Annotated in this window: 19 protein-coding genes; 8 read left to right on the top strand and 11 right to left on the bottom strand. The window is 64.3% G+C overall.

Annotated elements, in window-relative coordinates:
- The 8 genes from QAZ47_RS12470 to uxuA form a co-directional block, all read right to left on the bottom strand.
- Entirely contained in the window at positions 1-786 is a 786-nt protein-coding gene (locus tag QAZ47_RS12470) for an SDR family oxidoreductase (protein WP_278233442.1), read from the bottom strand.
- Position 787: 1 nt separating this feature from the next.
- The gene (locus tag QAZ47_RS12465; protein WP_278233441.1) at positions 788-1,783 is read right to left on the bottom strand and encodes an ABC transporter permease; all 996 of its coding nucleotides are present in this window, start codon (positions 1,781-1,783) and stop codon (positions 788-790) included.
- 57 nt (positions 1,784-1,840) lie between these two features.
- Entirely contained in the window at positions 1,841-3,373 is a 1,533-nt protein-coding gene (locus QAZ47_RS12460; protein WP_278233440.1) for a sugar ABC transporter ATP-binding protein, read from the bottom strand.
- Positions 3,363-4,346, bottom strand: a complete 984-nt coding sequence (locus tag QAZ47_RS12455; RefSeq protein ID WP_278233439.1) for an ABC transporter permease — start codon at positions 4,344-4,346, stop codon at positions 3,363-3,365. Before QAZ47_RS12455 ends, QAZ47_RS12460 begins: the two co-directional genes overlap by 11 nt.
- A gap of 113 nt (positions 4,347-4,459) precedes the next feature.
- On the bottom strand, positions 4,460-5,491 hold the full coding sequence (locus QAZ47_RS12450) for a sugar ABC transporter substrate-binding protein (protein ID WP_278233438.1): 1,032 nt from the start codon (positions 5,489-5,491) through the stop codon (positions 4,460-4,462).
- Positions 5,492-5,517: 26 nt separating this feature from the next.
- Entirely contained in the window at positions 5,518-6,366 is an 849-nt protein-coding gene (locus QAZ47_RS12445; protein WP_278207041.1) for an IclR family transcriptional regulator, read from the bottom strand.
- Positions 6,366-7,508, bottom strand: a complete 1,143-nt coding sequence (locus tag QAZ47_RS12440; protein ID WP_278207040.1) for an extracellular solute-binding protein — start codon at positions 7,506-7,508, stop codon at positions 6,366-6,368. Before QAZ47_RS12440 ends, QAZ47_RS12445 begins: the two co-directional genes overlap by 1 nt.
- Positions 7,509-7,625: 117 nt before the next feature.
- The gene (uxuA, locus tag QAZ47_RS12435; protein WP_278207039.1) at positions 7,626-8,810 is read right to left on the bottom strand and encodes a mannonate dehydratase; all 1,185 of its coding nucleotides are present in this window, start codon (positions 8,808-8,810) and stop codon (positions 7,626-7,628) included.
- A 187-nt stretch (positions 8,811-8,997) separates the two neighbouring features.
- Here uxuA and QAZ47_RS12430 point away from each other — a divergent pair, with 187 nt between their 5' ends.
- The 7 genes from QAZ47_RS12430 (at position 8,998) to QAZ47_RS12400 (ending at position 14,871) form a co-directional block, all read left to right on the top strand.
- Positions 8,998-9,729 (top strand): FCD domain-containing protein, encoded by a 732-nt coding sequence (locus QAZ47_RS12430; RefSeq protein ID WP_278207037.1) that lies wholly within the window; start codon positions 8,998-9,000, stop codon positions 9,727-9,729.
- A gap of 17 nt (positions 9,730-9,746) precedes the next feature.
- Complete coding sequence (locus QAZ47_RS12425; protein WP_278233437.1) at positions 9,747-10,532, top strand: glucose 1-dehydrogenase; 786 nt, start codon at positions 9,747-9,749, stop codon at positions 10,530-10,532.
- Between the two features lie 2 nt (positions 10,533-10,534).
- Positions 10,535-11,650: a mannonate dehydratase gene (locus tag QAZ47_RS12420; RefSeq protein ID WP_278233436.1), complete on the top strand. Its 1,116-nt coding sequence runs from the start codon at positions 10,535-10,537 to the stop codon at positions 11,648-11,650.
- Entirely contained in the window at positions 11,650-11,922 is a 273-nt protein-coding gene (locus tag QAZ47_RS12415; RefSeq protein WP_278233435.1) for a hypothetical protein, read from the top strand. Before QAZ47_RS12420 ends, QAZ47_RS12415 begins: the two co-directional genes overlap by 1 nt.
- Positions 11,888-12,337, top strand: coding sequence for an RraA family protein (locus tag QAZ47_RS12410; protein WP_278233434.1), 450 nt, complete (start codon positions 11,888-11,890; stop codon positions 12,335-12,337). Before QAZ47_RS12415 ends, QAZ47_RS12410 begins: the two co-directional genes overlap by 35 nt.
- Before the next feature lie 348 nt (positions 12,338-12,685).
- Positions 12,686-13,648, top strand: a complete 963-nt coding sequence (locus tag QAZ47_RS12405; RefSeq protein WP_278207033.1) for a WecB/TagA/CpsF family glycosyltransferase — start codon at positions 12,686-12,688, stop codon at positions 13,646-13,648.
- Complete coding sequence (locus tag QAZ47_RS12400) at positions 13,645-14,871, top strand: NAD(P)/FAD-dependent oxidoreductase (RefSeq protein WP_278233433.1); 1,227 nt, start codon at positions 13,645-13,647, stop codon at positions 14,869-14,871. The genes QAZ47_RS12405 and QAZ47_RS12400 overlap by 4 nt, the downstream gene beginning before the upstream one ends.
- Before the next feature lie 144 nt (positions 14,872-15,015).
- Here QAZ47_RS12400 and QAZ47_RS12395 read toward each other — a convergent pair whose 3' ends face one another.
- Positions 15,016-16,578: a GNAT family N-acetyltransferase gene (locus tag QAZ47_RS12395; protein WP_278233432.1), complete on the bottom strand. Its 1,563-nt coding sequence runs from the start codon at positions 16,576-16,578 to the stop codon at positions 15,016-15,018.
- On the opposite strand from QAZ47_RS12395, the gene QAZ47_RS12390 reads away from it, so the two are divergent.
- Positions 16,474-17,934, top strand: a complete 1,461-nt coding sequence (locus QAZ47_RS12390) for a hypothetical protein (RefSeq protein ID WP_278233431.1) — start codon at positions 16,474-16,476, stop codon at positions 17,932-17,934. The two genes, QAZ47_RS12395 and QAZ47_RS12390, sit on opposite strands and share 105 nt — an antisense overlap.
- Before the next feature lie 211 nt (positions 17,935-18,145).
- Here the strand turns inward: QAZ47_RS12390 and QAZ47_RS12385 are convergent, their stop codons facing one another.
- Together QAZ47_RS12385 and QAZ47_RS12380 are read right to left on the bottom strand one after the other, a co-directional pair.
- Positions 18,146-19,240, bottom strand: a complete 1,095-nt coding sequence (locus tag QAZ47_RS12385; RefSeq protein ID WP_278233430.1) for a glycosyltransferase family 4 protein — start codon at positions 19,238-19,240, stop codon at positions 18,146-18,148.
- Positions 19,237-20,649 carry a lipopolysaccharide biosynthesis protein gene (locus QAZ47_RS12380; RefSeq protein WP_278233429.1) on the bottom strand — a complete coding sequence of 471 codons (1,413 nt, stop codon included), beginning with the start codon at positions 20,647-20,649 and terminating at the stop codon, positions 19,237-19,239. Before QAZ47_RS12380 ends, QAZ47_RS12385 begins: the two co-directional genes overlap by 4 nt.
- Positions 20,650-20,692 lie beyond the last annotated feature (43 nt).

Below are 20,692 nucleotides of genomic sequence, written 5' to 3'. Positions count from 1 at the left end.
TCAGAGCAGTTCGGGGACGTAGCGCGGCGCGGCGGTCAGCCCGCCATCGACGCGCAGGTCGGTGCCGGTGGTGAAGCCGGCCGCATCCGAGCCGAGATAGACGGCGGCCTCGGCCACCTCGGAAGGCTCGCCGATGCGGCCGAGCGGATGCATCTTGACCCAGGCCTTGGCGAGATTGCCGCCGATCTCCTTGATCAGCCTGTCGTTCATCGGCGTGTTGATGGTGCCGGGCGAGATCGAGTTGACGCGGACGTTCACCGGGCCGAACTCGACCGCCATCTGGCGCGTCATCGCCATCACCGCGCCCTTGGCGCCGGCATAGGCGGTCCAGCCGTCGAGGCCGATATGGCCCTGCGCGGAGGCCATGTTGATGATCGAGCCCGCCTTCTGCGCGATCATGTGCGGCAGCGCGTATTTGCAGCCGCGGAACACGCTGGTCAGGTTGACCGCGATCAGCCGGTGCCATTGCTCGTCGGTCATCTCGTGCACCGGCATGCCGCCGATGGCGATGGCGGCGTTGTTGACCAGGACGTCGAGGTGCCCGGTCTTCCTGACGGCCGCATCGATAAGGCCGGCGATATCGGCTTCCTGCGAAACGTCGCAATGGACATAGTCGGCCAGGTGGCCGGCGGCGCGCAGCGCTGCCGCGAAATCCTCGCCCGCCTTGTCTGCGATGTCGCCGAGGAAGACATGCGCCCCTTCCCTCGCCATCGCCTCGGCGATGGCATGGCCGATGCCGTCGGCGGCGCCGGTGATGACGGCGGTTTTTCCTTCAAGACGAGCCATGTCAGCCTCCAATCGCACGCCTGCGCTTCGCCTCGTCGAAGGCGACCGCGGCGATGATGATCATGCCGGTGATGACCAGCTGCCATTCGGTCGGCAGCCCGAGCCCGCGCAGCCCGTTGGACAGGAACTGCAGGATCAGGACGCCGAGCGCCATGCCGGTCAGGCTGCCGATGCCGCCGGCGAGGCTCACCCCGCCGAGCACGGTCGCGGCGACGACCTGGAATTCGAAGTTCAGTCCGGCCGTATGCTGCGCCGAGCCGACGCGCGCCGCCAGGATGATGCCGGCAACCGTCGCCAGCAGTGCGCTGACGATGAAGCAGACGAACTTGACGCGCCGCACGTCGTAGCCCGCCAGCCGCGCCACTTCCTGGTTGCCGCCGACCGCATAGATCTGCCGCCCGAACGGCCGGTGCTGCATCATGTAGCCGAATGCGGCGAGCAGGACGATAGCGATGACCGCCGAATAGGGGATGATGTTGAACAGGCGGCCGTCCGACAGCGCGATGAAGCTGTCGAGGGCGGCATCGTCGGGGATCGCGCGCTGGCCGGTGTAGAGATAGACGCCGCCGCGCATGATGAACATGGTGCCGAGCGTCACGATCAGCGAGTTGATGCCGGCATAGGCGGTGAGATAGCCGTTCACCACACCGATGATCAGCCCGAACAGTAGCGCGCCGCCGACGCCGAGCAGCAGCGAGTTGGTGTCGTTCATGATGATGATCAGCGGCAGGGCGATGGTCGCCAGCAGCGACCCGATCGAAATGTCGACCTCGCCGGAAATGAAGACGATGGCGCAGCCGATGCCGGCAGTGAGCGCGAGCGAGGCCTGGCCGAGCACGTTGGTCATGTTGCGCACGGAGAGGAAATTCTCGACCGTGGCGGAAAAGAACACCAGCACCAGGACAAGGCAGACCAGCAGCGCCAGTTCCTGCCGGGCAAAGAGCCGCCCCAGCATGGACGGCTCGGCTTTTGCGGAAGCCATGCTTGTAAGGCTCATCGCTTGCTCCCTTCGAAGGACTGAACGCAGGGAATACCGCAGCGAAGCGTCATGACCTCACCCGATCGCCGCATTGAGGATCTTCTCCTGCGTGGCTTCCTCGCGCGACATGATCGCGGTCAGGCGGCCCTCGCACATCACCGCGATCCGGTCGGCGAGACCGAGCAGTTCGGGCATCTCCGACGTCATCATGACGACCGCCAGACCCTCGCCGGCAAGCCGGTCGATCAGCGCGAAGATTTCCGATTTGGCGCCGACGTCGATGCCGCGGGTCGGTTCGTCGACGACGATGACTTTCAGACCCCGCATCAGCCAGCGCGAGATCAGCACCTTCTGCTGGTTGCCGCCCGACAGGTTCTTCACCTGTTGGAACAGGCTGGGTGTCTTGATGCGGAAACGGTCGACATAGTCCTGCACCGCTCTGTGCTCCTTCGCCTTGTCGACGAAGCCCATGCGGGCGAACGCGCCGAGCGAGGCGAGGCTGGCATTCTGGTAGACGGGCAGCTCGCTCATCAGTCCTTCGCTCTTGCGATCCTCGGTGAGCAGGCCGATGCCGAGCTTGACGCCGGTGCGCGTGTCATGCGGCGCGAGGCGCTGGCCGTCGACCGTGATCGCGCCGGACGTGATCGGATCGTAGCCGACGATCGCCTTGGCGAGCTCGGTGCGGCCCGCCCCCATCAATCCGAAGAAGCCGAGCACCTCGCCGGCGCGCGCCTCGAAGGAGACGTCGTTCAGCTTCTTCGCCGTGCTGAGATTGTTTACCGACAGCGCCACCTTGCTGCCCGGCGCGCCGCGCTTGCGGGGGAACAGATTGTCGATGCGCCGGCCGATCATGTCCTGGATCAGCGTGTCGTTGCTGTGCTCGCCGACCGGCTTGGTCGAGATGTGGCGTCCGTCACGCAGCACGGTCACCGTGTCGGCGATCTCGAACACCTCGTCGAGCTTGTGACTGACATAGACCACCGCGATGCCGAGGGCCGCCAGACGGCGGATGACGGTGAACAGCAACGAGACTTCGTTCGGCGTCAGCGAGGACGTCGGTTCGTCCATCACCACGACGCGCGCCTCGTGGGCAAGCGCGCGGGCGATCTCGACCATCTGCTGCTGGCTGACGGGCAGCGATCCGGTCCGCGCCGCCGGATCGACATCGAAGCCTATGCGGTTGAACAGCGCTGCTGAATCGGTACGGATCTTCTTCCAGTCGATCGAGCCGGCTTTGCCGGTCGGATAGCCTTCGAGGAAGATGTTTTCGGCGACGGTGAACTCGGAGATCAACGCGATCTCCTGGAACACGACCTTGATGCCTTCTTTCAGGCTGTCGCGCGGCGACCTGATGTCGACCTCGCGCCCGCGCATGCGGATGGTTCCGGCATCCTTGCCGTAGACGCCGGCCATGATCTTGATCAGCGTCGACTTGCCGGCGCCGTTTTCGCCCATCAGGGCGTGGATCTTGCCGGGCTCCAGGGTGAAGTCGACATTGTCCAGCGCCACGACACCCGGGAAGCGCTTGCCGATGCCGCGCAGTTCCAGCGCCGGCACATTCGTGTCGATGGCCGTGCCTTCGCCGGGATGCAGGAAATCAACGGACATTGGCTTTGTTCCGGATGATGTCGAGATAAGTCGCCAGGATGATGACGACGCCAGGCACCACCATCTGCAAATCCTGGTTCCAGCCGAGAATGATGATGCCGTTGTCGATCACCTTCAGCACCAGCACGCCGAGCAGCGTGCCGAACAGCGAGCCGCGGCCGCCGAGCAGGCTGGTGCCGCCGAGGATGACGGCGGCGATGACCGTCAGTTCGAAGCCGCGGCCGGCGGTCGGCTGGCCGGCATTCATCAGCGACGACAGGATCATGCCGGCGACGCCGACACAAAGGCCGGTGACCACGAAAGCGAACAGCTTGAGGCGTTCCGAGCGCAGGCCGGACAGGCGCACCGCCCTTTCATTGGCCCCCACCGCGTAGAGATAGCGGCCGAGCGTGGTGAAGCGCAGCGTCACATAGGCGACCGCGAAGATCAGCGCCGCCAGGATGACGGGAACCGGCACCGCGCCGACATAGCCGGCGCCGAGATCGGTGAAGCTCGCCAGCTGATTGTGGTTCTGCACAGCCTCGCGTGTGAACAGGTAGACGCCGCCCTGCAGCATCATCATCGTGCCGATGGAGGCGATCAGCGAGTTCACCCGGAGCCTGGTGACGACCAGCCCGTTAAACAAGCCGACGCCGCCGGCGAAGGCAAGCGCCGCCAGCATGCCGAGCGCAAGGCTGTGTGTGGAATTGAGCACCGCCATACCGATGCAGCCGACGAAGGCGAGCGATGCTCCTACCGACAGGTCGACCTCCGCCGTGATGATGAGCATGGTCATGCCCGAGGCGACGATCAGCACCAGCGCGCATTGGCGCAGGATGGCGATGATGTTGGCCTCCGAATAGAACTGCGGCGCAGCGAGGGATATGGCGATGCACAGCACCGCCAGGATGACGCCGAGCACAAGCTGGCTGCCGCCCAGAAGCTGGCCGCCGATGGAACGTCTTTGCGCGGGGGCGTGTGTAAGCTCGCTCATCTCAATCCATTCCCGTCGCTCGGGGGTCAGGCGCCGGTGTCGGTGTCTTTGCCGCCAACGGCGCCTAGCCGGGCGGCCCTTCCCACCTCGCGGGAAGGGCCGTGTCGATCAGCCTACTTCTTGAGATCGGCTGAGGTCTTCATGCACTTTGCCGGCGGCTGCAGCGCATTGACGGCGTCCCATTTGATGGTGCGGGTGGTGCCGTCGTAGTCATAGAACTTCTTCCAGTCCTCGCCGGTCATCGGCGCGGTCGGGCTGACGATGTGCTCGGGCACTTCCTCGCTGTTGAAGAGCTTGACCGCGGCATCGATGGCGGTGAACCCTTCCTTCTCCGGGAACATCGCGGCCTCGATGCGGTAGGACGGCTCGTTCTGCATGGCGTTGATGAAGGCGAGCCCCTCGCCGCCGGTGCCGACCGTCAGCAGGCCGTCTTGCGACTTGCCGGCCGCTTTCCAGGCCTGCAAGCCGCCGAGCGATGAGGAATCGTTGATGCCGTAGATGATGTTGATGTCGGAATTCTTGGCCAGCGCCGCCGACGAGACCTCGAGCGCGCGGTCCGGATTGCCGCCGCCGTCGAGGTCGTGGACCATGACCGCGTCGGGGATGATGGTCTTCAGGCCGTCCATGAAGCCGTGCGAGCGCAGCACCGTGGCGGAAAGCAGCGGCAGGCCGACATTCATCACCTTGGCGACGCCGCCGAGCTTTTCCTTGGCGTATTTGCCCGCCTCGACGCCGGACATGTAGCCGGTGTCGTAGTCGCAGATGGCGACCATCGTGGTCATGCCCTTGACCGGATTGCCCTCGAGCACCACCGGTATGTTGTTGGACTTCGCCTGGCGCAGCAGCGGCACCACGCCCTCCTCGTTGACGGGCGTGATGATCAGCACGTCGACGCCCTTGGCCATGAAGTCTTCCGCGGCCGACACTTCCTTGGCGATGTCGAGATTGGCGTCCTGCACCTCGAACTCGATCCCGAGATCCTTGGCGCGCGCCTTCATGCCCTTGATGACGTTCTGGTACCACTCATGGGTGGCGTAGTTGGTGACGTAGCCGATGCGCTTGGGCATGTTCTCGGCATGCGCCGCGGCGGTGCCCAGGGCTAGTATGGCCGCGGATGCAAACAGAATTGACTTGGACCAGTGCATTTCCTTCTCCCAGGTTATTGCTTTTGTCAGTCGCTGAACGGGTAGTCCCGCCGTTCCGGGTCGGCACGTAACGAAGTGGATTCACCCCAGCCGAGTGCCGCCGATATCTTCTCGGCTGCGGCGCGGGCTCGTTCGAAGACGGTCCCACGGTCGAAGCGCGCCGCCTTCTGCGGCAAGAGCGGCACCGTGAGCGCCGCGATGACGGCGCCGGTGTGATCGCGCACCGGCATGGAGATGTTGGTGCAGGCTTCGACGGCCAGCGACGCGCGCATCTCGTAGCCGAGCCTGGCCACTTCGTTCAGCCGCGCCTCGATTTCTTCCCGCGTTCCCTGGCCTTCGCCGGCGGCCACGATGCGCTCGACGATGCGGTCGCGCTCGGCCCGGCTTGAATGGGCAAGCAGCACCGCGCCGGAACTGGTCTCGAGGATCGGGAAATGCGATCCCAGCGCGACCGAGTAGCGCATCGGCAGCGGTGAATCGATCTGCAGCACCACCAGCGCGTTCTGTCCCTCGCGCACCACCAAGTGGCAGCTTTGATCGGCATTGGTGGTGAGTTCGCGCATCACCGGCAACGCGCATTCGATCAGCCGGTTCACTGGCGGATGCATATGCGCCAGCTCGAACAGCTTCAGCGACAGCCGGAAGCGATCCGATTGCGTGCGGAAGATGTAGCCCCGCTTCTCCAACAGAAGCAGAATGCGGTAGATTTCGTGGATGGATCGCCCGAGGCCGGTCGCGATCTCGGTCTGGGTCAGCGCTTCGGCGCTGGAGGCCATGAACTCCAGGACGTCGAGCGCCTTCTCCACCGCCGGCACGCGATATCCGTTGCGGCCGCTTTCGCCTTCCTCGATCGTTTCGGCAATGCCGGCTGCCATCACGCGACGCTCCGTTCCGGTTGCCTGGTCTGGCGGTAGAGGCGGTTCACGTGCTCGGCCAGTTCGGCCGGCGCGATGTCGCCGGCGATGGCGGCGGCCGCACGCGGCGCGCATTCGCGGAAGAAGGCGATGAAGCCCGGATGCGTCGGACGCAAATAGGACGAGCTGATCGTGCGCAGCGTGGAATTGAAGAAATCGCCTGAAAGGCCGTTGACGTTCGCATCCTTCCAGGCCGCCAGCGATCCCGGCTGGCCGCCCGATCTCACATAGTCACCGCGCTGATACTCGGGCGAACACAGGAACAGCGCGTAGTCGATCGCTTCCTGCTTGTGTTTCGACTGGGCGCTGATGCCGATGCCGGCGCCGCCGAGCAAGGCGCCGGCCGATCGCGCGGTCGGCACGTCGGCAAAGCGCAGATACGGCCGGTCGGTCTTCGAGGCGTAATTCACATAGCCGAAGGCGAACGGCACATAGACCACGTCGTCATGCGCGACCATATGGTCGTAGCAGCGGATCGGATTCCATCTGGACGAGCTTGGATGCGACAGCGCCGCCAGCTCGCGCAGTTGCGCGATTGCCCGCTCGATCATGTCCGTTGCGATGAATTGCTCGCCGTTCTCCTGCGGGTGCGTGAGCGTCAGGAGCATGCACATGGCATCCGTCGGCACGAAGGGCAGGCCGAGCCATTTGCCGTCCTTGCGCGCGAGCCGGCCGAGCGCGACGACTTCTTCATGCATATTGGGCACCGGCCCGTAGCGCTCCAGGAGGTCCGGACGATATGAGGCGACGTGGCAGGCGGCATCGATCGGCAATGCCCATTGGCGACCATTCCTGCCGTAGGACCGCCAGGACGGACCGACCGAATCCCGCTCGAAGAAGCGGATCTGCTCGGCCGACAGATAGTCGTCGAACGGCACCATCAGCTCGTCCTGCGCGATGTCGCCGATGAAGGGATGGTCGAACACGACCAGATCATACGCGCCGAGCACCGGGCCGAGCGCGCCCTCGCCGAATTCGTAGAGGCTGCGGCGGTCCCATTCTATTTCGAGGCCGGAATTGGCGGCGCAATACGGCCCGACGCTGGCGTCGAGCGGACCCCAGCAACGTCGATGATCCCACGCAAGACCGCGCAGTCTTGTCATATCTGGCAATTCCTCCCTGGAACCGGACTTGCGCCCGGCCCGCAAACCAGTAGCAGGTATTTTTACCTGAGCAAATAGTTTTTACATACGCAAACCGTGCATTCTCCCGGACCGGCCTCAAGCCAGGCCAAACCGCTCGACGGCCCGCATGATGCCGCGCAGTTCGGCGAGACCCTTCAGCCGACCGATCAGCGAGTAGCCGGGATTGATCCTGGTCTTGCCGATGTCGTCGGCGAGCAGATGCCCGTGATCCGGCCGCATCGGAATGCGCCAATCGGCGCGGCCCTCCTTCCGACGCCGCGCCTCCTCCTGCATCAGGGCAAGGATGACATGCGCCATGTCGGTGCCGCCCTCGAGATGCTCGGCTTCATAGAAGGAGCCGTCATCCTCGATGGTGATGTTGCGCAGATGGACGAAATGGATGCGGTCGGCGAATTCCTTGACCATGGCGACGATGTCGTTGTCGGCGCGCGTGCCGTAGGAGCCGGTGCAGAACGTCAGCCCATTTGCCGGACTGTCGACGGCATTGAGGATGAAGCGCGCGTCCTCGGCCGTCGAGACAATGCGCGGCAAGCCGTAGAGCGAGAAGGGCGGGTCGTCGGGATGGATGCACATGCGCACCCCTTCCTGTTCGGCGACCGGAATGATCTCGCGCAGGAACCAGGCGAGGTTTTCGCGCAATTCCTTCGGCCCGATCGCATCGTATTCGGCCAGCGCCTCGCGAAAACTGTCGCGGTCGTAGCTGCGCTCGGTGGCGGGCAGGCCGGCGATGAGGTTGCGCTCTATCCTGTCGATCTTCTCCTCGCCGAGTTCCTTCAGCCGCGCTTGCGCTGCGGCGATGCGGGCGGATGTGTAGCCGGCCTCGGCATTCTTGCGCTTCAGTACGAACAGGTCGTAAGTCGCGAAATCGATGGCGTCGAAGCGCAATGCATAACCGGTCGTCGGAAGCCGGTACGCCAGATCCGTGCGGGTCCAGTCGACTACCGGCATGAAATTGTAGCAGATCGTCGCGATGCCAGCCTTCGCCAGCGCGCGGATCGTATCCTTGTAGAAGCCGACATAACGAAGCCGTTCCGGCGAGCCGATCTTGATCGAATTGTGGACGGGGATGCTCTCGACGACCGACCAGGTCAGCCCCGCCGCCTCGATGATCCGCTTGCGCTCCAGGATATTTTCAAGCGGCCAGGCGCGCCCGTCATAGATGTCGTGCAGGGCCGAGACGACGCCGGTCGCGCCCGCCTGCTTGACATGATCGAGTGTCACCGGATCGTCCGGGCCGTACCAACGCCAGCACTGTTCCATCGCCGTTTCCTTTTCGAGAGAGCAGCAACTTATTGTTGGACCACGATAGGAGTCAAATTAAAAATATCGTCGTTTGCGGAGGCCGCCGGCCAGCATTATGTCTGCAAAATCAACCAATGCAGGGCCGAAGTTGGTTGTTTTCCCCAAATCTTGCGATATGTTGGTCCAACAATTTAGGAGCAGCTCATTGGAAAACCCTCAGGCCGTGCGTGACAATGCCGACCGCCGTCGCGCCGGCGGCAGCTCTGCGGTTGACGCCGCGGCCGGGCGGATCCTCGACCTCATCCGGGCGCGGCAGCTGAATGTCGGCGACGTGCTGCCGACCGAACGCGAGCTCAGCGAGATCACCGGCGCCAGCCGCAACACGGTGCGCGAGGCGTTGCGCACCATTCGGACCTACGGGCTGATCGAACCGAAACCACGCGTCGGCGCCGTCCTGGCCGACGGGCAGAGCATCGCCATCCAGAATTTCTTCGCCGCGCATATGGATGTCTCGCGCTCGTCCTTTGCCGACATCCAGGGTTTCAGGCGCATCATCGAAGTCGGCATCGGCGACCACATCGTGCTCAATGCCACGAGCGAGCAGATCGAGGCGCTCGACGAGATCAATGCCCGGATCGTCGACAGCCGCTCGATCGAGGAAGCCGCCGAGAACGATTTCAATTTCCACATGGCGCTGGTCGCGCTGGCCGACAATCGCATGCTGACGGACATGTATTCCTTCCTTGCCCCGGTGATCCTGCGGATCATGACCATCGGCAAGGAAATGCGCCCGGTACTGGCCGATACCCGCGCCGCGCATGGCGAGATCATCGCCGCGCTGCGCGCGCGCGACAGGCTGGCCTACGCCTACCTGATGAGCCGCCATCTCGATTTCGCCCTGCGATTCCTGCCGGAAGAGCCGGCTTCCGCCACGTGATTGAAGGAGTTCCCGCAATGAAGGATTTCGACGGCAAGGTCGCCCTGGTGACCGGGACGACCGGTATCGGCCTTGCGACCGCAAGGCGCCTTGCCGCGGGCGGCGCTGCGATCGTCGCCTGCGGTATCGACCGCTCGGCCAATGCGGCAATGCGAGCGGAACTGGAAAGGTCTGAAGCCGTCGCGCTGGTCGTGGACACCGACGTCTCCGTGCCGGACCAGGTCCGCGACGCCGTCGCAGCCGGCGTCGCGCGCTTCGGCGGCCTCGACGTGATCGTCAATTCGGCCGCCGTCCATCCGTACGGAACGGCGACGACGACCGACTGGGAAACCTGGAACAAGGCGATGACTGTCAATGTCGGCTCGATCTATCTGACCGCCCATTTCGGCGTCCCCGAAATGATCCGCCGGGGTGGCGGCGCCATCGTCAACGTCGCCTCGGTGCAGGGTTTCGCCTGCCAGCAGAACGTCGCCGCCTATGCCACGACCAAGGGCGCCATCCACACGCTGACGCGTTCGCTCGCGCTCGACTACGCAGCGGCCGGCATCCGGGTGAATTCGGTCAGTCCGGGCTCGATCCGCACGCCGATTCTCGAGAAGGCCGCACGCGGCGAAAATGGCAGTGATGCCGATGTCGAGGAGGCCTACCGGCGCTTCGGCGCTGCGCATCCGCTTGGCCGCATCGGCGAGCCGGAGGAAGTGGCGGAGCTCATCGCCTTTCTGTGCTCGTCAAAGGCGAGCTTCTGCACCGGCGCGGACTACAAAATCGACGGCGGCCTGAGCGCCGGGATCGGCGTGAAGTAACCATGAAGATCGGTCTTGGCCTCTACCGGGAATCGCTGACATCAGACAATTTCCGCTTCGCCCGTCAGGCGGGCGCCACGCACATCGTTGCTCATCTCACCAACTATTTTCGCGGGCGCGATCCTTCGCTGTCCGCCGGCAGCGAGAAGGAAGGCTGGGGCGACTGCTCCACCGACGAGCTCTGGAGCTATGAGGACTTCGCCGGCCTGGTGAAGACCGTGCGCGACAACGGACTGGAAATCGCCGCGATCGAGAATTTTTCGCCGCGTTTCTGGTCCGACGTTTTGCTCGACGGCCCCGATCGGGCGAAGCAGATCGAAGGGTTGAAGCGGCTGGTCCGCGATGCCGGGCGCGCCGGCATTCCCTGCATCGGCTACAACTTCTCCGTTGCCGGCGTCTGGGGCTGGTCGCGCGGACCGTTCGCGCGCGGCGAGGCGATGTCGGTGGGACTCGACCTTGCGGCCATCGATCCCGATCTGCCGCTGCCCGACGGTGTCGTCTGGAACATGCGCTACCGCCCCGGCCGGCCGGACGCCAGCCCGGTGACGGTGAGCAGTGACGAACTCTGGCAGCGGCTCGGCGCCTTCTTGCGGGAGCTGGTTCCGGTGGCCGAGGAAGCCGGCGTCGTGCTCGCAGCACATCCCGACGATCCGCCGGCCGAGACGCTGCGCGGTACCGCGCGGCTCGTCAACCGGCCGCGGAAATACGACCGGCTGATGGATATCGTCGATTCCCCGTCCAACGGATTGGAACTCTGCCTCGGCTCGTTGCAGGAGATGCCGGGCACCGACGAGATTTACGGACATGTCCGGCGCTTCGCCCGGCGAAAGCGGATCGGCTACATCCATTTCCGCAACGTCCGCGGCAAGGTGCCGAACTATCACGAGACCTTCGTCGACGACGGCGACATCGACATGGCCGAGATCGTCCGCATCCTGCGCGATGAAAACTATGGCGGCGTCATTATCCCCGACCATACGCCGGAAATGTCCTGCGACGCGCCCTGGCACGCGGGAAAGGCCTTCGCGCTCGGCTATATGCGCGCGCTGGTGCAGAATGCCTCGGCGCTCGGGCCTTGCCGCACCGCTCAACCCACCAACATCGGGATAGAAGCCTGATGACGGGATCGACGGGCCTCTATGCCGACGATGCCGAGATGTACCGCCTGTTCGAAGCGGAGCTTTTCGTCGCTGTGGTCGGCGACGTGATGGACACGCTTGGGCTGCAGCATCAGTTCCTGCCGCCCGTATTCAGGCCTGTCGATGAGAAGACGCGATTGCTTGGTCGGGCCATGCCGGTGCTCGAGGCCGACATTTTTCCATCCGGCGAGGCGACACGGAACCCGTTGAGGGCTGATGTTCGAAGCGCTCGACGATCTGAAGCCCGGTGAGATCTATGTCGCCAGCGGCGCCTCGCCCCGCTACGCGCTGTGGGGCGAACTCATGTCGACGCGCGCGAAAATCCTCGGCGCGCGCGGCGCACTGGTCGACGGCTTCGCCCGCGATACGGATGGCATCAAGGCGCTGGGGTTTCCCTGCTTCTGCACCGGCTACTACGCGCAGGATCAGGGCGTGCGCGGCAAGGTCATGGACTATCGCTGCGGGCTCGAGATCGGTGGCGTGCGCATAGAGCCGGGAACGCTGCTTTTCGGTGACAAGGAAGGCGTCCTCGTCATTCCGCGGCAGGCCGAGGAAGAGGTGGTGCGGCTGGCCCTTGAGAAAGTCCGCGGAGAAAAACTCGTCGCCAAGGCGATCCGCGAAGGGATGAGCGCGGTCGACGCTTACAAGACTTTCGGCATCATGTGACGGACAGCCGTGGGCGCCGCCGCAGTGCGGCTGATGGGGGCCGGTAGAGCCGCCACATCCCGGACCCCGGCTGCAATCGACAACCCGCCGCTATCCAGGATGCGAGCTGGCGCCCCGATGTGGCTACGATCAACAGCAATCGCACCGCAAACGCCTGGAAAGAATACAACTTCAAATCGACAAAAAACAAGTCGCAGTTGCAATCGAAAGAACAAAATCAATTTGAATTTCAATTCAAATTTTACATATTAACTAACTATTAACAATTCACTTAACGTTTTGATTTTTTTACTTATGATGACGATGAAGGGGGTAGCTTGAATATCGGAGAATGGGGCGACTTCTCCTATGCGAAAAGTTTTAGAAAGTTCAAAAAGAGATTTTGAACAAGACTGCGTTACCACCAACGGATCGGATCCGCTCCACTCCAGCCAATATGTGACGCCCGCTAACCATGAGACCTCTCATTTTCCCCGGTTGCAGCATCAGACTTCGACCGGGTACCCAAGCGTGACCGCCGTGGCGAAGCTGGAGGCAGCGCCTTCCCCGCAGGACTTGGCTGCATTGCCGACGGTGCAACTCGGCGGACTTCCTGTCACGGTGATCGACCGGCAAGGCGCCGCCCGTCTGATGATCGCGGCGGCGCGGCAGCACCGCCACGGCAGCCGTCCGTATTATTTCACCTCAGCCAACGGCGAGGTCATCGCCCAGGCGCGCGCGAAGTCCGAGATAGCCGCCCTCTTCCGCGAAGCCGACCAGATTTTCGCCGATGGGCAGCCGCTCGTTCTCGCCTCGCGCCTATTGTGCAGCACGCCGCTGCCGGAACGGGTGGCCACCACCGACCTGTTCCATGACGTGGCAAGGCTCGCCGAGAACGAGGCCGCGACCTTCTACCTGCTCGGATCGACCGAGGCCGGGAACGCCAAGGCCGTAGCCGCGATCAAGGCCAGCTACCCGCGCCTGCGCATCGTCGGCCACAGCCACGGATATCTTTCCGGCCAGGCGCTCGAGAAAAAGCTCGATGAAATCAACGCGCTCGCACCGGACATATTGTGGTTGGGCCTCGGCGTTCCGCGCGAGCAGATTTTTGTTCGCGATTTTGCGTCGCGGCTCTCGAATGTCGGCGTGATCAAGACATCCGGGGGGCTCTTTGATCATATCGCCGGCAAGGTCCGGCGCGCGCCGCTTTGGGTGCAGAAGGCCGGCTTCGAATGGCTCTGGCGCATGCTGATGGAGCCGCGCCGGCTCTTCTGGCGCTATTTCACCACCAATCCCCGTGCTCTCTATGCCCTGTTGAGGTATTCGCAATGACCGCCGAACATTCGCTTCGTCCGCTGCCGGAGGGGACCGACACGGAGATCGCCATCGTCGGCGGCGGACTCTCCGGAACGCTTGCCGCGACCCTGCTCGGGCGGTCGGGCTACCATGTCACGCTGATCGACCGCCACCCCGTTTTTCCGCGCGAGTTCCGCGTCGAGAAGATCGCCGGCGACCAGATCGACAAACTGCGCCGGATCGGTCTCCTCGATAGTCTTTCTGCAGCGGCCGCGGCATTCGACGAGATCGTCAACGTGCGCAAGGGGCGTGTGCTCGACCGCACGCGCGCCCCTCATTACGGCATTTTCTACGACGACCTCGTCGCGGTGATGCGGGCCGAACTGCCCAAGACCGTGCGCTTCGTCGCCGGTCGGGTGAGCGCGGTGGAAGCGGGTCCGGAGCGGCAGCGTGTATCGATCATCGGCCAGCCGGATGTGACGGCTCGCCTCCTCGTGCTCGCCACCGGCATGGGAGATATCCTGCGACGCGACGTGGGTATCGAGCGGCGGTTCGTCCACCAGCGGCAATCGTTGACCTTCGGCTTCAATGTACGGCCGGCGGGCGCACGTGCCTTCAAGCATCCGGCATTGACCTATTACGGCGAGCGGGTGTCGGACGGGATCGACTACCTGAACTTTTTCCCGGCCGGCGGCGTCACTCGCGCCAATCTCTTTGTTTTCCGGGAGCATACCGACCCTTGGGTCAAGGCGCTGCGCGACCGCCCTCGCGAGACGCTCGTCGAAACGCTTCCCGGGCTCCTCAAGACATTCGGCGATTTCGAGGTCATCGACCGTGTCTCGAGCTGGCTCACCGACATCACCGTCGCCGAGAATTGCAAGCGCGACGGCGTCGTCCTGATCGGGGACGCTTACCAGACATCCTGTCCGGCCGCCGGAACGGGCGTCAGCCGCCTGCTCACCGACGTCGAACGCTTGTGCATGGTGCACGTGCCGCAATGGATGGCCTCGCCCGGCATGGCGGCGGCAAAGATCGCCACTTTCTACGACGATCCCATGAAACGGCAGATGGACGAGCGGGGGCTCGAACTGGCAAACTTCCGCCGCAGCCTGACCATCGACACCGACCTGCGCTGGCGCGCGCGCCGGCAGGTTCACTTCAGCCGCCGCCGTATCCTGCATGAGATCGACAAATTCAGCCCGAGCTTTGCCGCCAGGCTGCGCGGTCTCAAGCAGCCGCGGATCGAAGCCGTCAACTGATCGAGGTTAGAGCAATTCCAGGAAAAGTGCGCAGCGGTTTTCCGTCCGGAATTGCGTAAAAACAAAGAGTTAGAGCGGTTCGCCGTTTCCGTGAAACGGTGAACCGCTCTAGTTCCCCGACACAGGTATCCAACGCGTTTTCAATCAGGAAGATTCGGCAGCCTCATCGGGAGCCGGCACGATGATGGCGGAAGGCTTGGCCTTCTTGACATGCGCGGCCTCCAGGATATGCCGTGCCAGCGCCTTGGCTGCCGGCAACTTCTCCACCGTCAGATGCGCCGCATAGCCGAGCGGACTCCCCGCATGGTAGACTTGCCACATCGGTGAAGGCCGGCCGCCGAAGATGCGCTTGTAGGGCTCGTCGCCGATGGTGAAATCGAGATAGTGATCTCCGCGCTCGATGCAGTCGCGGGCGATCTGCTCGAACATCAGGCTGCCGATCGACTGCTTCCTGTAGCCTGCCTCGTCGAAGCCGCCGAGAATGATCAGGAGGGAGTCGCGATGCTCGAGCCCGAGCGCGCCCGCGATCGGCCGGCCGTTCATCCAGAACACGTAGGTGCGGGCAAAGCCGCGGGATCCTTCATTGGCGACAGCCAGATAGAAATCGAAATAGGAGGACGTTTGCAAAAGGTCGGCGGGGCCATCGCTCCCGTCGAAGCGTTTGCCGCGATAGAGCTTGAGGGCATCGAATGTCGTGCGGATGGCGGCCGGGTCGTCCACGCGTTCGAAGCGCGCCTCCCCCATGCGGTTGAGCTGCCGGGATTTCTTGTCGAGCTCCTTGCGGTAGGACTGGTCCAGCCGATGCTCGCGCCAGCCGGCGAATGTCGGCTCCAGCTTGCTGGTATAGGCGCTCATGCCCATGCTGTCGCGCTTGTCGATGCCGAACAGGCGCTCCATCGCCAGTGAGCGGTCCGCCAGCTTGCCGATGCGCAAGAGATCGTATGGCCGCAGATGCTTGCGGATGGCGGCGACCGTGCGGCTGTCCGCGAGGATGCGGGAGAAAGTCTCCTCATCGGCGACGGGCGAGACATAGTCGGAAACCCGCATATCCGCGAATTCCACGACCTTCAGCAGCGTGTAGCGGCGCCTCACCAGAGGCAGGACCATCGCAAGCTTTCCGCTTGCGCGCAGACGTACGACGATGATCAGCGGCGTGGCGGCGCCTTGTCGTACGAGCCTCTCATACAGTTGCGCGAGCCATATGGGGTGCTGAAAGGCGGTCGCCGCCGAGCTGGCGAAGAGCTCGGCGTATTCCGTCGAACGGAAATCGAACGCATCCTCGGCAGTGACTTCAAACATGTGATCCGAACCGGCGGGACAGCGGCCTATCGACGACGTCTTGGCCTTCAGGTCAAGATCGATCGCCGGGATAGTTGGAATCTTGGTATATGCGTAAAATGCTAATGTTGCGTTGCAAAAGCGGCCGGGCGCCCCGCCCACTCGGCCGGTTCGGGATCGCAAGTCGAGAATCTTCGCCGTGAACGTCGAAGTCGAAATTGGATTTTGCGTGTAACGCTGATGTAAGCATTTAGGGCTAGTCTTTCGCTCCTCATTGTCGGAACTACGAAAACCCGAATAGAAAATAGACGCGGACGGCAAGACATGCTGGCGATCGAAGTCATCGTTCCGCAATCGGCGCCGCGCCATTGGCAGCAGGTTGCCATTGAGCGGCTGGAGGCGGACGGCCACGATGTCGCGGTAGCGCATCAGCCCGGGCCGGCAGGCTGGCCGGCCGCGGCAAAAGCCGCCTTCCAGTTCGAGCAACGTCTTTTCCGCCGGCGTGGCCCGCTTCTCGGCTCCGCGGTGCAAGAAATACAGGCTCGGCCCGGCAATCGCCCTGCCGCGCTGAGGCTCGACCTTGCCGGCGACGCGGTCCCATCGGATGTTCCGACCATCGGCCTCCGCTTCGACGGATCGAGCGCCGATCTCTCGGCAGCAATTGCCGTCGCGGCCGGCAGGCTGCCGGTGATCGAGGCCGTGCTCGACAGGAAGACGGTGGTGGGCCAGGCGCGGCCGATGGTCGACAAGCGTGAGTCCACCGCGCTCGGCACCGACGACGTGTTCGCCCGGGCCGTCACTTTGGTTCAGTCGGTCGCCCGCGCGTTCGCTGCCGGCCGGCTGCTGCGGGAGCCGATCGCGGAGAGCCATGATCGTGGTGAGCGAGGCCGTTTCACATCCGCCTATCTCGGCACGGCGCTGCCGCGGCTCGGCCGCGAGGCGCTGCGACGCGCACGCTTCCGCCACGCGCATTGGCGTGTCGGCTACCGCTTCACCGATGCGCCGGGCGTCGCCGACACCGGCAAGCTCGGGACCGGTTGGTCGGTGCTGCCGGATATGGGCGACCATTTCTATGCCGACCCGTTTCCTTTTTGGTGGCAGGACCAGCCCTTCGTCTTCGTCGAGGATTATCCGCACGCCACCGGCAAGGCGGTCATCTCCGTTGTTCCGTTCGATGCCGGCGGTGTCCCCGGCACGCCTCGGGTCGTGCTGGAGGAAGCCCACCACCTCTCCTACCCGCAAGTGTTCGAGCGCGACGGCGCGGTCTGGATGCTGCCCGAGGCGAGCGCCAGCGGCAGGCTCACGCTCTACCGCGCCTCGGGCTTCCCGGACGGTTGGATTGCCGAGACCGTGCTGGTCGAGGGCGAGATTTCCGATGCAACCTTGTTCGAGCATGAAGGCACGCTCTGGCTGTTCGCCACGGACCGGGACGGCCACGGAAGCACTTCCGACATGCTGGTGGTCTTCTCGGCCCCCGCGCTCGCCGGCCCATGGCTGCCACATCCGGCGAACCCGATCCTGATCGACCATCGCATGGCCCGCCCCGGCGGAGCCTTCGTCCGCAACCGCGACGGCCGTGTCCTCCTTCCGGTGCAGGACGGAACGCTGGGCTATGGCGGCGGGCTTGGCCTGTCCGAGCTGCTGCAACTCGACCAGCAGACGGTGCGGCTTTCGGCGCCGCGGCCGATCGATGCGGCCGGCGACTGGCCCTATCCGAAGATCCACACGCTCAATCGGGCGGGCCGCCTGGAGGTGATCGACGGGATCGCCGCGGTGCGGAAGTAGTCAGAGACTGTTTCGAAACTCGCTCCTACGAGTCATATGAAGGTGCTTTCGAGAACCGGCCTACGCCGGCCGTAGCCTTCATAGAGCGGCGACACTTACGAGGGCTTCGGTCGGCGAAGGCCGGAGCGGAGCGTACCTTTGAGTACGTGAGCACCGGAAGCGCAGAAAACGCCTTCAGATGGCCGCAGGAGTAAAGTTTCCAAACGGGCTCTCAGGCAAGCAGTAGCGCCTCGTAGCCCGCGCACATCCTGGCCGGCGAATATTTGTCGCGGAGCCGTCGCCCCGCCGCCGAAAGCCTCGCCTTGAATTCCGGCCGGGCGAACAAATCGGCAAGCCCCTTGGCCATGCCGGCGGCGTCGGCCTCGACGAACAGCGCGGCGGGTGAGCCGTCCTCGGCGGTCAGCACCTCGCGCATGACGTCGAGGTTGCTCGCAACGATCGGCAGGCCGGAGATCGCCGCTTCGACGCAGGCGAGGCCGAAGGTCTCGTTCATCGAGGCGAACGCATAAGCGTCACCGGCCGCGAGGAATTCGAAGATGCGTGCCGGAGGAACCTCGCCGACGAGATGCAGGCGGTTCGCCACGCCGTGGTTCTCGGCAAAGGCGACGAGTGCCTCGCGCTCCGGCCCCGCGCCGGCAAGCGCGAGATGGACGTCAGGCAGTTGGTCGAGCGCCCCGACAAGCGCGATCTGGTTCTTCATGCGCGTCAGCCGGCCGGACGACACGGCCAGCCATACGTCCTGCGGCAGGCCGAAGGCGGCGCGCGCCGCTGCCTTGTCGAATTCCTCGCCCGGTATGGGAACGCCATGGTCGATGCGGCGCATACGCCGCCGATAGGATTGCGGATAGCGATCGAACTGCGCTTCCGTCCAGCCGGAATTGACGACATTCGCCTGGTAGAGGCCGACCATGCCCATCAGCTTGTCGATCTGCGAGAGAAGACCCATGACCCCCTTGCTGTGCGGGGCGCCACTCTGGTTTGCGACGATATGCCTGACACCGGCCAGACGGGCGCCGATCGTGCCGAAGATGTTGCCATAGTGCTGGTAGGTGATGACCGCGTCGGGGCGTGCCCCGCGCAGATATCGCGCCAGGCCGACGCTTGCCCGGATCTGCCCTGGCAATCCTCGCGGCCGTTCCTTGAGGATGAAATCCGCGTTGGGATCGCGGTCATAGGCATCGGTCTTACGATACATGAAGACGGTGCGCACTTCGTGTCCGCGCGCCCGCAATCCTTCGCCCACCATGTCGGAGATGCGTTGCGCCCCGGCCGCCTCCGCCTGGGTCTGCACCTGGACGATCTTCACGTGCGCTCTCTCGGGAGCAGGTGGGGCCCGAGACCGATCCTGTCGAAAGACAAGCCAAGGACCGATGGATTGATACCGATTCTGCGCCGGGCGATCGAGACTCCGAACGCCGTCCAGGCGATCACGGTTCCGGCAATGCTGAGCGCAGCACCCACCGGTCCGAGGTAATAGGTTGCCACCGCCGTCACGCAAAGCCCGGCGATGTTGACGACGACAAGCACCTTGAACAGCGCGTGCTGGAGACCGGTCAGTTGCAGCAGGATTTCGATCGGACCGCAGGCGGTGCCGAACGTCGCCCCTATGCCGAAGATGACGAGCGTCGCCCTCATGGTCGGCGTCGCATAGGCCGGATTGAAGATGGACAGGATGAGGTAGCCGAATATCCAGAAGGATGCCAGCACGCACAGCGCAATGGCCGAGCCGCCAAGCGCGGCGAGGCTGGTGATGCGCTGCACGTGAGCCCTGTCGCCGCTGTAGAAGGCGGCCGATATCTGCGGCGCCAGCGCCTGGTTGATGCCGTTGAGCGCAAGGGTGACGAAACGGGTGGTCCGGTCCGCCACGAAGATCGCGCCTGCCGCCTCAGGCCCCAGGATCATCGCCACGAGCAGGGTGCTGACCTGGCCGAGCGCTGGCGGCAGCGAGGTGACGCCCCACAGGCCGAGCGTCACGGTCTTGAATTCCCGCTTCTGCCCTTCGGTGAGACCGCCGCGATCGGCCCCCATCGTGTCGCGCACCAGGATGATTGTTTGCGGGACAACCGAGAGGATGAGCAGCAGCGCCGTCAGATACGTCGCGGCGACCGCATCCATCCTCACATGCATGAAATGCAGCACCAGAACGGCCGCGATCGTCGCCGCGCGCCAGATGACGTCCCGCGGCAACAGGCCCGATATCAGCGCGTTCTTGGCCCGGAAAGCGCCGGAGGTAAATTCCGACCAGCCGAGCGAGAAGGACAGCACCGCGGCCGCCACGCACAGCGGGAGCCATTCCGGCGTTCCCCTGCCGACGAAAGGCAGGAAACCCACCACGATGATGAGCAGGCTGGTGCCGACAAGCCCGGCCAGCGCCACGAGAATGGCGCGGGCCATCAGCCCGTGAGCCGAGGCGAGATCGCCCAATCCGGCATATTGGGGCCAGAACCTGAGCACGGTGCTCTGCTGCCCCACAGAAGCGAAGAAGGAAACCAGGCTCGCGCCGGCATAGGTCGCGCTGTAAAGGCCGAACCCCCGTTCGTCCGTCACCATCGCCACGGCCACGAACATGAGGAAGGACAGGCCCGCGCTGGCAAGCTTGATGATGCCGGCCACGGCGCCGCTCTTGGCGAGGGCTGTGATCGACATGCGCATGTCGGTCGCCGGGCTGGCCGCTGCCCCCTGGGCGGCCTCGCGGTTCCCTGTATTGTCCTTCAACGTCGCCTCCTGAGACGATCGGCGATGGGCCTACCCAGCACCT

Source organism: Mesorhizobium sp. WSM4904, from assembly GCF_029674545.1.
Taxonomy (GTDB): Bacteria; Pseudomonadota; Alphaproteobacteria; order Rhizobiales; family Rhizobiaceae; genus Mesorhizobium.
This window is presented reverse-complemented; position numbering and strand designations above follow the sequence as displayed.

Bases quoted from the DNA above. Each gene is read 5' to 3' on its own strand.
- QAZ47_RS12415 (WP_278233435.1), top strand. From the start codon at position 11,650: ATGACGGGATCGACGGGCCTCTATGCCGACGATGCCGAGATGTACCGC.
- QAZ47_RS12400 (WP_278233433.1), top strand. From the start codon at position 13,645: ATGACCGCCGAACATTCGCTTCGTCCGCTGCCGGAGGGGACCGACACG.
- QAZ47_RS12410 (WP_278233434.1), top strand. From the start codon at position 11,888: ATGTTCGAAGCGCTCGACGATCTGAAGCCCGGTGAGATCTATGTCGCC.
- QAZ47_RS12395 (WP_278233432.1), bottom strand. From the start codon at position 16,578: ATGCGCTACCGCGACATCGTGGCCGTCCGCCTCCAGCCGCTCAATGGC.
- QAZ47_RS12450 (WP_278233438.1), bottom strand. From the start codon at position 5,491: ATGCACTGGTCCAAGTCAATTCTGTTTGCATCCGCGGCCATACTAGCC.
- QAZ47_RS12455 (WP_278233439.1), bottom strand. From the start codon at position 4,346: ATGAGCGAGCTTACACACGCCCCCGCGCAAAGACGTTCCATCGGCGGC.
- QAZ47_RS12445 (WP_278207041.1), bottom strand. From the start codon at position 6,366: ATGGCAGCCGGCATTGCCGAAACGATCGAGGAAGGCGAAAGCGGCCGC.
- QAZ47_RS12425 (WP_278233437.1), top strand. From the start codon at position 9,747: ATGAAGGATTTCGACGGCAAGGTCGCCCTGGTGACCGGGACGACCGGT.
- QAZ47_RS12460 (WP_278233440.1), bottom strand. From the start codon at position 3,373: ATGTCCGTTGATTTCCTGCATCCCGGCGAAGGCACGGCCATCGACACG.
- QAZ47_RS12465 (WP_278233441.1), bottom strand. From the start codon at position 1,783: ATGAGCCTTACAAGCATGGCTTCCGCAAAAGCCGAGCCGTCCATGCTG.
- QAZ47_RS12440 (WP_278207040.1), bottom strand. From the start codon at position 7,508: ATGACAAGACTGCGCGGTCTTGCGTGGGATCATCGACGTTGCTGGGGT.
- QAZ47_RS12390 (WP_278233431.1), top strand. From the start codon at position 16,474: ATGCTGGCGATCGAAGTCATCGTTCCGCAATCGGCGCCGCGCCATTGG.
- QAZ47_RS12420 (WP_278233436.1), top strand. From the start codon at position 10,535: ATGAAGATCGGTCTTGGCCTCTACCGGGAATCGCTGACATCAGACAAT.
- QAZ47_RS12405 (WP_278207033.1), top strand. From the start codon at position 12,686: ATGCGAAAAGTTTTAGAAAGTTCAAAAAGAGATTTTGAACAAGACTGC.
- uxuA (WP_278207039.1), bottom strand. From the start codon at position 8,810: ATGGAACAGTGCTGGCGTTGGTACGGCCCGGACGATCCGGTGACACTC.
- QAZ47_RS12470 (WP_278233442.1), bottom strand. From the start codon at position 786: ATGGCTCGTCTTGAAGGAAAAACCGCCGTCATCACCGGCGCCGCCGAC.